The following is an 11,725-nucleotide window of genomic DNA, read 5'->3' as shown; positions in this document are numbered from 1 at the left end:
AGGCATGCCCCCCGCGAAACCCCTCCGTGTCGCCACCGTCAACGTGAACGGAGTGCGCGCCGCATTCCGCCGGGGCATGGGTGATTGGGTCGCGGGCCGCGACGTCGACATCCTCGCCATGCAGGAGGTACGGGCCTCCACCGAAGACCTGCAGTCGTTGCTCGGCGAGGACTGGGACATCCTGCACGACCCGGCCACGGCGAAGGGCCGCGCGGGCGTGGCCATCGCGAGCCGCAACCGGGCGAGCATCCACCGCGTCGAGTTCGGCGCCGCCGACTTCGACACGGCGGGCCGCTGGCTCGAGGCCGACTACGAGGTCGGCGACCGAGTGGTCACCGTGGTGAGCGCTTACGTGCACTCCGGCGAGGCCGACACCCAGAAGCAGGTCGAGAAGTACCGGTTCCTCGATGCCATGGAGGCGCGGCTGCCCGATCTGGCAGCCCAGTCCGAGCTCGCCCTCGTGGTCGGCGACCTCAACGTCGGCCACCGCACGCTCGACATCCGCAACTGGAAGGGCAACGTGAAGCGCGCCGGGTTCCTGCCCGACGAACGCGCGTACTTCGATCGCTTCGTCGGCGCCGAAGACGACCCCGAGTACAACCGGGGTGCCGGCCTCGGCTGGGTCGACGTCGGCCGGCGGTTCGCGGGTGAGGTCGACGGGCCGTACGCGTGGTGGTCCTGGCGCGGCAAGGCGTTCGACAACGACACCGGGTGGCGCATCGACTACCAGCTCGCGACGCCGAAGCTGGCCGAGACCGTCGTCGACTACTCGGTCGACCGCGCCGCCACCTACGACACGCGATGGTCCGACCACGCCCCCGTGGTCGTCGACTACGCCATCTGACTCCCCCGCTGACAAGGACTCCCACCGCATGGACACTTCAACCCGCCCCACCGTGTTCTCGGGCATGCAGCCCTCGGGCGACTCGCTCCACCTCGGCAACTACCTCGGCGCGCTCGTGAACTGGGTCGCGCTCCAAGACGAGGCCGACCCCATCTACTGCGTCGTCGACCTGCATGCCATCACGGTCGCCCAGGACCCGAAGGCCCTGCACGAGGCCACGCGACGCACGGCTGCGCAGTACCTGGCCGCCGGCGTCGACCTCGAGCGATCCACGCTGTTCGTGCAGTCCCACGTTCCGGCGCACACCGAGCTCGCCTGGGTGCTCGGTACGATCACGGGCTTCGGCGAGGCGAGCCGCATGACCCAGTTCAAGGACAAGTCGGCCAAGCAGGGCACCGAGGGCACCACGGTGGGCCTCTTCACCTACCCGGTGCTCATGGCGGCCGACATCCTGCTCTACGGCACGCAGCTCGTACCGGTCGGCGACGACCAGCGCCAGCACCTCGAACTCACCCGCGACCTGGCACAGCGCTTCAACGCGCGCTTCGGCGACACCTTCGTCGTGCCCGAGGCGCTCATCCCGAAGGAGTCGGCTCGCATCTACGACCTGCAGGACCCCACTGCGAAGATGTCGAAGTCCGCGGTCTCCGAGACCGGTCTCGTGAAGCTCCTCGACGACCCTGCGGTCACCGCGAAGAAGTTCCGCAGCGCCGTCACCGACACGGGGCGTGAGGTGCGCTACGACCCGGCCGAGAAGCCCGGCATCTCGAACCTCCTCGACATCCTCGCCGCGATCACCGGGCGTCCGATCACCGAGCTCGAGACCGAGTACGAGGGTCGCGGCTACGGCGACTTCAAGAAGGACGTGTCCGACGCGGTCGTCGACCGGGTCGCCCCGATCCGCGCCCGCACGCTCGAACTCATGGAGGACCCGGCCGAGCTCGACCGCCTGCTCGCGATCGGCGCCGAGCGTGCGGCCGAGCGAGCCGAGCGGATGCTCCGAACCGTCTACGAACGCGTCGGCTTCGTTCGCCGGGGCTGACCATGATCCCGGTCGTCATCCGCACGGAACGGCTCATGCTCGACGTGCCGGTGCCGGGCGACGCCGAGCTCGTCACGCACCACTGCCAGGATCCGCTCTTCGAGCAGTACCTCACGACCCCGTGGCCGTACACCCGCGCCGATGCCGACGCCTTCCTCGGCGAGCACGTGCCCGCGTCGTGGGCGAACGGCAGCGAGCTCACCTGGGCGCTCCGTCGCGACACGGGTGCGCCGCTCCTGGGCGTGATCAGCGTGCGCGACATCCAGCACGAGCTCGGCTTCTGGATCGGTGCCGAGCATCGCGGCGCCGGGCTCATGAGCGAGGCTGCGACGGCCGTCGCGGAGTGGACGCTCGCGGGCGGGATCCCCGGTGCCGAGACGGTGTTCTGGCGTGCGGTCGAGGGCAACGTGGCGTCCGCGCGGGTCGCACGAGCGGCGGGGTTCCGGCGCATCCAGCCCGAGCACGCCACCGTTCCGAGGCGAGACGGCACGACGCTTCCGGCGTGGTACGCGGTGCGCGAGGCATCCGTCGATCCGAGGGCCCGCGCCAGCTGGGACGCACTGCTCGGGGCCGCCGCGTGAGCGAGCATGCGTGGCACGACGCGACGCCCGTGGTGCTCTTCGACCTCGACGACACCCTGATGGCGCACCGAGAGGCGGTCGCCGCCGGCATCATGCTGCACATGCGCGCCCGCGACTACCGCGGCGACGAGACCGCGGCCGCCCGGCGGTGGCACGAACTCGAGGAGGAGCACTACCTCGCCTACCTCGACGGCGCGCTGACGTTCGAGGGCCAGCGGCGGGCGCGGGCGGCCGCGTTCGCCCGGTTCTACGGCGAGGAGCTCGACGAGCACGGCGCGAGCCGGTGGTTCGCGGAGTACTTCGAGCGATACCGCGAATCGTGGGCCCTGCACGACGATGTCGCCCCCACGCTCGACGCGCTCGCCGCCCGCTTTCCGGGCGTGCGCTTCGGCATCATCACGAACGGCGAGCTCGACTACCAGTCGGCGAAGATCGCGCGACTCGCGCTCGGCGGTCGTGTCGAGCACGTCATCGCATCCGGGGCCGTGGGCGTCACCAAGCCCGACCCCGCGATCTTCCGGTTCGCCGTCGATCGGTTCAGCGCGACGGCACCGGTCTCGGCCGCGGCCTACGTCGGCGACCGGTTGCACACCGACGCCATCGGCGCCGCGAGCGCGGGCCTCGTGGGCGTCTGGCTGAACCGGCGAGGTGAGACACCGCCGGACGAGGAGGCGGCGGCGGCCCGAGCCGCGGGAGTGATCGAGGTGAGCGGCCTCGCAGAGCTCCCCGACCTGCTCGGCTCGCACTTCCGCTGAGCGACTCGGCGCGGTGACGACACAGCGCAGCCCCGAACGGTCGCCGCGCAGCAGAACGGGCCGGACGCACCCCCATGCGCCCGACCCGTCGTCCAACCGTACCTGCCGTGCGACTCATCACCGACCTCGTCGTCGACGACGGCACCGCCCGCGCCCTCGCCGAGGCGCGACCCGATCGCCGACCCGATCATGGGATTCATCGCGTGACCCGATCGCGTGACCAGATCGAGATCCGGCGGGGCCGCGCGCCCGCTAGCGTGAGATCGACGCGAGTGGCCGAAGAGCAGTGAGGGCGGATGGGATGACGGCAGTGGTCGACGCACCGATGGAGGCACCGGTCGGGGCACCACGGAAGCCGCCGGTCTGGCCGGTCGTGCTGCTGATCCTCACGGTCGGGCTCGTCTCGGTCACGCTCGGCGCGCTCGTGCAGCATGCGCTCTCGTCGTGGGCCTACGAGCGCGCCCACGCCGAGTACGCCGCGGTGCAGGCCGTCGCCACCGATACCGCCGACGACTACGCCGCCCTCCTCGAGCGTGCCGAGCTCGCGAGCACGCAGGTCGAGGAACTCGAACTGGTGGCCGCACCGGCCGACGCCGACCCCATTGCGCTCGCCTCGCTGACGGATGCCTCGGACGCCCTTGCGTCGACCCTCGAGCGCGCGCCCGACGCGGAGCTCACCCCTCGACTCGGCATCGTCGAGCCCGACGAGCACGCCGGGGCGCCCTGGGACCGCTACGCCGACGCCGCACGACTGCTCGAGGTGCGTGAGCTCCGTGACGGCGAGGTGGTCGAGCTCGACTCGGCGAGCAGCGAGCTCTCGGCCGCCCGGGCCTCAGCCGTCGACGCACGGGAAGCGCTCTTCGCCGCCCTCGCGGCCAGCGGTGAGCAGGCGCTCGCCGACCATCCGTCGGCGAGCCACGTCGCGCGCATGGACCTGCGGCATGCGATCGACCAGTCGGGCGGCGCGTGGGGGCATCCCAAGGATTCGGCGGGCGCGTTCACGGCCACGGTGGCGGCCATCGAACAGGTGCGCGCGTCGCACGCCGCCGAGGAGGCGCGCCGGCTGGAGCATCCGCTGCGTGCCGAGATCGAGGCGTTCGCGCGATCGATCGCGGCCGGCGTCGAACTCGAGTTCGTCTGGGCCTACGAAGTCGCCGGGCTCTCGAGCGACGAATGGTACTCGGGAACTGCGGAGTTCATGCCCGACGACGACGACGGCTGGGGCCGCATCTCGCTCACCGAGAGCATCGAGCGCGAGTGGCACGCCGACGAGAACGCGAAGGCCGTGGTGGTGCACGAGGTCGGCCACACCCAGGTGCTCCGCGACGAGTGCTACGCCATCTTCACGGCCGAGCCGTTCGGCGGCGACCACGAGATGTGGGCGACCGCGTGGGCCATCGGCATGGGCTACGACCTTCCCGGTGCAGGCATCGAGGCGTACGGGCGGCCGTCGGACGCGCAGGTCGACGCCGCCGCGGGGTGCCGCTGAGGCATCCGTCGGCCGTCTCATGACCCCCTCATGACGGCCGACGTGACCGGGGAATACCCGACCCGCTCTCGCGTTGTCATAGAATCGACACGACAACGTGCTCCGGGGTCGGTGTAATTCCGAACCGGCGGTGACAGTCCGCGAGCCGCGAGCGCGAGGCCGAAAGGTCTCGGGCGAACGGTTGAACCGGTGGAATTCCGGTACCGACGGTGAAAGTCCGGATGGGAGGCGGCACGTGTCGGCGGCGCAGTGCGTCGCCGACGCCATGGGTGTTTCGGCACCGTGGCATCACCCGACATCCCCGGAGCCTGAGAGAACGGCACTGAGGATGATCACCGGCGAGCACACGATGGCGGATGTCGCCGCGATGCGCCGTGCCCTCGAGCTCGCCACCCGCGGACCGGCGAAGGGCGTGAACCCGCGCGTCGGCTGTGTCATCGTCTCGCCGCACGGCGACGTGCTCGCCGAGGGATGGCATCGCGGCGCCGGAACGGCGCACGCCGAGGTCGACGCGCTCTCCAGGCTCGCGCCCGGCGCTGCCGAGGGCGCCACCGCGATCGTGACGCTCGAGCCCTGCAACCACACCGGACGCACCGGGCCGTGCGCCGTCGCGCTCATCGACGCGGGCATCGCGCGCGTGGTCTACGCCGTAGCCGACCCAGGCGACTACTCCGCGGGCGGTGCCGACCGGCTGCGCGCGGCCGGGATCGAGGTCGTCGCCGGCGTGCTCGTCGACGAGTCCGAGGCATTCCTCGACGACTGGCTCTTCGCCGCGCGGCACCGCCGGCCGCACGTGACCGTCAAGTGGGCGGCGAGCCTCGATGGGCGCGCCGCGGCATCCGACGGCTCCAGCCAGTGGATCACGGGGCCCGCCGCCCGCGCCGACGTGCACCGCCGCCGCGCCGCGGTCGACGCGATCGCCGTGGGCACCGGCACGCTGCTCGCCGACGACCCCTCGCTCACCGCCCGCTCGGCGACCGGCGAACTCCTCGACGCGCAACCCGTGCCCGTGGTGTTCGGACGGCGGCCGATCCCCGACGGCGCCGCGCTCACCCGGCATCCCATCGCCCCCGTCGCGCTCGAGGGTGCCGACCTCGTGCACGACCTGCACGAACTGCAGCGGCGCGGCATCCGCTCGCTCTTCGTCGAAGGCGGTCCGACGCTCGCGAGCGCCTTCCTCGCGGCCGGGCTCGTCGACGAGGTGCTCGTCTACCTCGCGCCGATGCTGCTCGGCGGCCCACGCGTCGCCGTCGGCGACCTCGGCATCTCGGCCATCGCCGAGGCCCTCCACTTCGACTTCGCCGCCGTCGAGCGGCTCGGCGACGACCTGCTCGTCGTCGCCCACCCGGCCTCGAGAGGGCCACACAGCGTCAAGGAAGGGAACTGACATGTTCACCGGAATCATCGAGGAGCTCGGCACGATCACGCGCGTCGAGCGGAGCGCGGATGCCGCGCGCCTCACCGTGCGTGGGCCGAAGGCCGTCCAGGGCGTCCGGCACGGCGACTCCATCGCCGTCTCGGGGGTGTGCCTGACCGTCGTGGACTTCGACGACGAGTCGTTCACCGCCGACATCATGGCGCAGACCCTCGCGATGTCGACCCTCGACGAGGTCAGCGAAGGCCGGCCGGTGAACCTCGAGCGCGCGGCGCTCGTCGGCGACCGCCTCGGCGGGCACATCGTGCAGGGACACATCGACGGCACGTCGCGCGTGCTCGACGTACGCCCGGGCGACGCCTGGCGGGTCATCCGCTTCACGCTCGACGAGGCGCACGCCCCGCTCGTCGTCGACAAGGGCTCGATCACGGTCGATGGCGTGTCGCTCACGGTCAGCGCCCTCGGCGACGAGGCCGACGGTTCGTGGTTCGAGGTGTCGCTCATCCCCGAGACGCTCCAGGCCACGACGCTCGGTCGTCTCGAGGTCGGCGACTCGGTGAACATCGAGACCGACATCCTCGCGCGTCACGTCGAGCGGATGCTCCGACTCGACGCGCACCGTTCGCTGCCGTCGTCGCTCGCCGAACCGGCCGCAATTCCGACCGGGAGCCGTGCATGAGTCTCTCCAGCATCCCCGACGTGCTCGACGCGCTGCGAGCGGGCAAGCCCGTGATCGTCGCCGACGACGAGGCACGTGAGAACGAGGGCGACGCGATCATGGCCGCCGAGTTCGCCACCCAGGAGTGGCTCGCGTGGATGATCCGCCACACGAGCGGGTTCCTCTGCGCGCCGATGCCGAACTCGGTCGCCGACCGGCTCGAGCTGCCGCCCATGGTCGAGCGCAATGAGGACGTGCGCGGCACTGCCTACACGATCTCGGTCGACGCGGCCGACCGGGTGTCCACCGGCATCAGCGCCGCCGACCGCGCCCACACGCTGCGCGTGCTCGCCGATCCCGCATCCACGCCCGAGCAGCTGATCCGACCCGGCCACGTGATCCCGCTCCGCGCGGTCGAGGGCGGCGTGCGCGAGCGCGCGGGCCACACCGAGGCCGCTGTCGACCTCATGCGCCTGGCCGGCCTCGAGCCGGTCGCCGTGATCGGCGAACTCGTGCAGGACGACGGCGACATGATGCGCCTGCCCGGCCTCATCGAGCTCGGGGCACGTGACGGGCTGCCCGTCACGACGGTCGCGGCCCTCATCGAGTGGATGAACGAGTGGCACGCCGGCCAGAGCCTCGAGTCCGGCGAGCGCATCGCCGTGCCCGAGTCGTCGCGCGTCGCGTTCGAGGTCGAGACCTCGCTGCCCACCGACCACGGCGTCTTCCGCGTGCGCGCCTACCGCGACCGCTCCACCGGCGCCGACCACGTGGCGATCATCTCGGGCGAGCCGTCGCTCGACCCCGATGGCGCCATCGTGCGCGTGCACTCGGAGTGCCTGACGGGTGAGGCGTTCGGCTCGCTGAAATGCGAGTGCGGCCCGCAGCTCGACGCCGCGCTCGAGGCGATCGAGGACCGCGGCGGCGTCGTGGTGTACCTGCGCGGCCACGAGGGCCGGGGCATCGGCCTCATCAACAAGCTCCGCGCCTACCGCCTGCAGGAGGACGGCCTCGACACCCTCGACGCCAACCTCGCGCTGGGACTGCCCATCGACGCGCGTGATTACGGCGCCGCGACCGCGATCCTCGCGGACCTCGGCATCACGCGGGTGCGCCTGCTCACCAACAACCCCGAGAAGGTGCGCCAGCTCGAGGCGCGAGGCATCCGCGTGACGGAACGCCTGCCGCTCGTCGTCGGCGTCGGCGCGGGCAATGCCGGGTACCTCGACACCAAGCGGCACCGCATGGGCCACACGATCGATGACCGGCAGCTGACGGATGCCGCGGCCGAAGCACTCCTGAAGGGACACGCATCATGAGCGGACAGGGCTCCCCCGAACTCGATGTGGACGGACGCGGCCTCAGGGTCGTGATCGTGGCCGGCAGCTGGCACGACGAGATCACGAACGGGCTCATCGCCGGAGCGACACGCACCCTCGAGGCATCCGGTGCCGACTTCGACCTCGTGCGAGTACCCGGCAGCTTCGAGCTGCCCGTGGTCGCCAAGGCCGCGCTCGACCTCGGCGCCGACGCGGTGGTGGCCCTCGGGGTCATCATCCGTGGCGGAACGCCGCACTTCGAGTACGTGTCCTCGGCCGCGACCGACGGGCTCACGCGGGTGGCACTCGACACCGGCAAGCCCGTCGGGTTCGGCGTGCTCACCCTCGACGATGAGCAGCAGGGACTCGACCGAGCCGGTCTCCCCGGCTCCAAGGAGGACAAGGGGCGCGAGGCTGCCGAGGCCGCGATCGCGACCGTGCGCGCCATCCGCGCCCTCTCACGCTGACCGCGGCATCCGTCTTTCGATTGGCTTCCGCCGGAACCGCGGTGCTCAGGTGGCGCCGGCAGGGGCCCGACTCCTAGGCTCGTGCCATGGACATCCTCCGCATCATCCTCGTCATCCTGCACTTCGTCGGCCTCTCCATGCTGCTCGGCGGATTCCTCGTCCAGGTGAAGGCGATCGGGCAGGGCAAGGGCACCGTGGTGCGGGCCATGATCGATGGAGCGCTCACCCAGCTGATCACCGGCCTGCTGCTCGTGGCGACCATCGAGATGGGCGATCTCTACGACGTGGACAACTGGAAGATCACGGTCAAGCTCGTCATCGCGATCATCATCACCGTGCTCGTCTTCGTGTACCGCAAGAAGAACCCGGCCCCGAGCTGGGCGCTGTGGGCCGTCGGCGCGCTCACGCTCGTCAACGTCGTGGTGGCGGTTGCCTGGCGCTGATCCCGGCCGCTCATCGCACGGGGCGGATGCTGCGGCTGCGGCATCCGCCCCGCTCGTTTCATGTCCGCTCCCACCGGCGCCCGCATCGCTTCACCGACAGGGACCAGAGGTCGCGGGCACGACGCTCGAGCAGGCCGTAGCCGCGCCACGCGAGGATCCCCACCGCGAACGACGCGAGGATGGCGAGGGCGGGCGAGACCTCCTCGATCGGTGGGTAGACCTGCCAGTGCGTGAGATAGACGAACAGCGACGCCGACGCGATGGTGCCGAGGGCGCCCGCGAGGACGGCGGGCACGGGAATCGTGGGGAGCCAGAGCAGCAGCAGGAGTCCGGCAACGACGATCCCCTCGCGGAGCGGATCCCCGAAGAACCCCGGGGTCGTCGCGAGGATCACGGCGGTCGTGACCAGGCGATGGGCCGTCGTGGAGGAGCGCGCGACGAGCCAGCCGAGGGCGACGAGCCACACCACGACGGGCAGCGCGTATCGCTCAGGCGACCCTGCCGTGACGCCGCCCGCCGCGACGAGGCGCAGCGCGAGGGCGGCCCCGACGACGGCGAGCGCGAAGCTGAAGCGGTGACGCCGCTCCAGGGCGTCGAGCCGCGGCACGAGGAGCAGCACGGCGAGTGCGAGGATGGCCCACACCAGCGCCTCCAGGAACCAGAACTGCCATTGCTCGCCCCAGCGCTCGTGCTGGCCGAAGAGGTTGTTCAGGAGGAAGACCGTCGCCGGATCGTAACTGCGGGCGATGAGCGCGACGCCCCCGATCCAGAGCACGGCGGGAACGCTGATCTGCGCCGCAGCCCGCAGGAGCCCCCGAACGCGATCACGGCGCGGGACCTCGGTGAGCTTGAACCGGGCGAGGTTGAAGCCCGCGACGCCGAGCAGCAGGTGGGCGCCGCCCTTGACGGCGATGAGATCAGCGTGCGTGGCCACGATGAGCAGGATCGCGACGGTGCGGAGAACCACGGATGTCTCGACCCGCCCCACCCACGAGCGCCGCGTTCGGCGAGGCTGCGCGACCGCGACGTCCTCCTCCACCTCAGCATCATCGCCTTCGACCTCGGCCTCGACGTGCGCCAGCATGCGGATGCTCCGACTCGGCCAGTCGGGCGGAAGGCCGCCGATGAGGCGCTCCAGCCGGAGCGACACCTCGATGTAGCTGAGCGAGTCCCCGCCGAGCGTGACGAAGCTGTCGTCGGGGCCCGCATCGGGCCGGCCGAGGAGTTCGGCATAGAGCTCCCGCACCCCTTCGACGGAGATCGAGGCGGTGGCGTCCGCTCCACCCGAACGCTCGAGCAGGGCCGCGTGCCGCACGAGGGCGGCGAGGTCCGACTTGCCGTTGGGGGTACGGGGGAACTCGGCGATCGCGTGCACGGTCACGCCATGGGATGGAAGCCCGGTGGAGTCGGCGATGATCGTCGCGGCCGTACGCACCTCGCGCTCGGTGCGCACGAAGACGGCGAGTCGCTCGTCGTGCCCGACCGCACGCGCGTCGATGCCGTTCTCGATGAGCAGTTGCTCGACGCGGTCGAGATCGATGCGAAGGCCGAAGGCCTTCACGAACCGGCTGCTGCGGCCGACGATCTCGTAGAGCCCGTCGTCGGCCCGTCGTGCCAGGTCACCCGTGTGCAACTCCTCGAGCGTGGCACCAACCGCGAAGTCCTCACTGGTCTCGGCATAGCCCATCATCACGTTCGGACCTGCGTACACCAGCTCGCCGACACCGGGCTCGCCACTGCCCGCGGTCTCGTCGATGCGGAACCGGCCGCCCGGGATGGGGATGCCGATCGAGCTCGGGCGGTCCTCGGCGAGGTCGGGCGGGAGGTAGGCCATGCGAGCGGTCGCCTCGGTCTGGCCGTACATGACCACGAAGTCGAATCCGCGTTCCTGCCCGAGGCGGGCGTAGCGGCGCACCTGATCAGGGGCGAGCCGGCCGCCCGCCTGGGTGACGGTGCGGAGGCGCGGCGGCGTGCGCTCGTCGAAGCCCGAGGCGTCGAGCAGTTCGAAGGTGAAGGGCACCCCTGCGAACGAGGTCGCCTCAGCCTCGTCGAACTCGCGCCAGAAGGCGGGTTCGACGACGGAGCGTTCCGTGAGGAAGAGGCTCGCCCCGGCGAACAGATGACTGTTGATGACCGAGAGCCCGTAGCAGTACTGCATCGGCAGGGCCGTGGCGGCGCGATCGTCGGTCCGGAGTCCGAGATACGTCGCGATGCTCGCCGCATTGCTGAGGAGGTTGTCATGGGACAGGCGAACGAGCTTCGGGGCCCCCGTCGAGCCCGACGTGCTCGACAGCATCGCCAGCTCGGGGTGCAGTTCGTGCCGAGTGCCGTCGCGGCGCTCCTCGAGCGCCCAGCCCTGCTCGCCGCGCCCGAACACCACGTCGGGGTCGTACCGCTCGAGCAGCGCACGACGGCTCGACGCCTGCCCGGCATCACCGTCGACGAGCAGCACGGGGTGTCCACCCTCGCGAGCCGCCAGGTACGTCACGAGCGGCTCCACCTCGTTCGCGCAGGAGACCATGACGAGACGCCGCACGTCACCCAACTGCTCGCGCCGCTCCCGCACCCGCTCATCGAGCTCGCCGTAACTGAGACTCCCGTCGACGGTGCGCACCGCGGGGGCACCGGGGTCGCGTCGGGTCAAGTGGAGCGGACTCGGGATGGCGATCTGGCGCACGGGTCGGGATCTCGAATTCAATCGGCTGGGACTCGGGTAGGTGAGGTGAGGTGAGGTGAGGTGAGGTGAGGTTTA

11 protein-coding genes and 1 riboswitch are annotated in these 11,725 nt (G+C 71.1%); of the genes, 10 read left to right on the top strand and 1 reads right to left on the bottom strand.

Features of this window, described 5'->3' with window-relative positions:
• Positions 1-4 precede the first annotated feature (4 nt).
• The 10 genes from AB0K73_RS11040 to AB0K73_RS10995 all read left to right on the top strand — a co-directional run bounded on the left by AB0K73_RS11040 (position 5) and on the right by AB0K73_RS10995 (position 8,973).
• The gene (locus tag AB0K73_RS11040; RefSeq protein WP_360512614.1) at positions 5-844 is read left to right on the top strand and encodes an exodeoxyribonuclease III; all 840 of its coding nucleotides are present in this window, start codon (positions 5-7) and stop codon (positions 842-844) included.
• 28 nt (positions 845-872) lie between these two features.
• Complete coding sequence (gene trpS / locus AB0K73_RS11035; protein ID WP_360512616.1) at positions 873-1,886, top strand: tryptophan--tRNA ligase; 1,014 nt, start codon at positions 873-875, stop codon at positions 1,884-1,886.
• A 2-nt stretch (positions 1,887-1,888) separates the two neighbouring features.
• Positions 1,889-2,467: a GNAT family N-acetyltransferase gene (locus AB0K73_RS11030; protein ID WP_360512618.1), complete on the top strand. Its 579-nt coding sequence runs from the start codon at positions 1,889-1,891 to the stop codon at positions 2,465-2,467.
• Positions 2,464-3,222: an HAD family hydrolase gene (locus AB0K73_RS11025; protein WP_360512620.1), complete on the top strand. Its 759-nt coding sequence runs from the start codon at positions 2,464-2,466 to the stop codon at positions 3,220-3,222. Before AB0K73_RS11030 ends, AB0K73_RS11025 begins: the two co-directional genes overlap by 4 nt.
• Before the next feature lie 301 nt (positions 3,223-3,523).
• The gene (locus AB0K73_RS11020; protein WP_360512623.1) at positions 3,524-4,711 is read left to right on the top strand and encodes a hypothetical protein; all 1,188 of its coding nucleotides are present in this window, start codon (positions 3,524-3,526) and stop codon (positions 4,709-4,711) included.
• 93 nt (positions 4,712-4,804) lie between these two features.
• Positions 4,805-4,950: riboswitch (FMN riboswitch) on the top strand.
• Positions 4,951-5,039: 89 nt separating this feature from the next.
• Positions 5,040-6,098 (top strand): bifunctional diaminohydroxyphosphoribosylaminopyrimidine deaminase/5-amino-6-(5-phosphoribosylamino)uracil reductase RibD, encoded by a 1,059-nt coding sequence (ribD, locus tag AB0K73_RS11015; RefSeq protein WP_360512625.1) that lies wholly within the window; start codon positions 5,040-5,042, stop codon positions 6,096-6,098.
• A gap of 1 nt (position 6,099) precedes the next feature.
• Positions 6,100-6,765 carry a riboflavin synthase gene (locus AB0K73_RS11010; RefSeq protein WP_360512627.1) on the top strand — a complete coding sequence of 222 codons (666 nt, stop codon included), beginning with the start codon at positions 6,100-6,102 and terminating at the stop codon, positions 6,763-6,765.
• Positions 6,762-8,063 (top strand): GTP cyclohydrolase II, encoded by a 1,302-nt coding sequence (ribA, locus tag AB0K73_RS11005; RefSeq protein ID WP_360512629.1) that lies wholly within the window; start codon positions 6,762-6,764, stop codon positions 8,061-8,063. Before AB0K73_RS11010 ends, ribA begins: the two co-directional genes overlap by 4 nt.
• Complete coding sequence (ribH, locus tag AB0K73_RS11000) at positions 8,060-8,530, top strand: 6,7-dimethyl-8-ribityllumazine synthase (protein ID WP_360512631.1); 471 nt, start codon at positions 8,060-8,062, stop codon at positions 8,528-8,530. The genes ribA and ribH overlap by 4 nt, the downstream gene beginning before the upstream one ends.
• Positions 8,531-8,616: 86 nt before the next feature.
• Positions 8,617-8,973: a hypothetical protein gene (locus AB0K73_RS10995; RefSeq protein WP_360512633.1), complete on the top strand. Its 357-nt coding sequence runs from the start codon at positions 8,617-8,619 to the stop codon at positions 8,971-8,973.
• A gap of 58 nt (positions 8,974-9,031) precedes the next feature.
• Here the strand turns inward: AB0K73_RS10995 and AB0K73_RS10990 are convergent, their stop codons facing one another.
• Positions 9,032-11,617 carry an AMP-binding protein gene (locus AB0K73_RS10990; RefSeq protein ID WP_360512635.1) on the bottom strand — a complete coding sequence of 862 codons (2,586 nt, stop codon included), beginning with the start codon at positions 11,615-11,617 and terminating at the stop codon, positions 9,032-9,034.
• Between the last annotated feature and the right edge of the window lie 108 nt (positions 11,618-11,725).

Source organism: Agromyces sp. NPDC052230 (genome assembly GCF_040679595.1).
GTDB lineage: Bacteria > Actinomycetota > Actinomycetes > Actinomycetales > Microbacteriaceae > Agromyces.
This window is presented reverse-complemented; position numbering and strand designations above follow the sequence as displayed.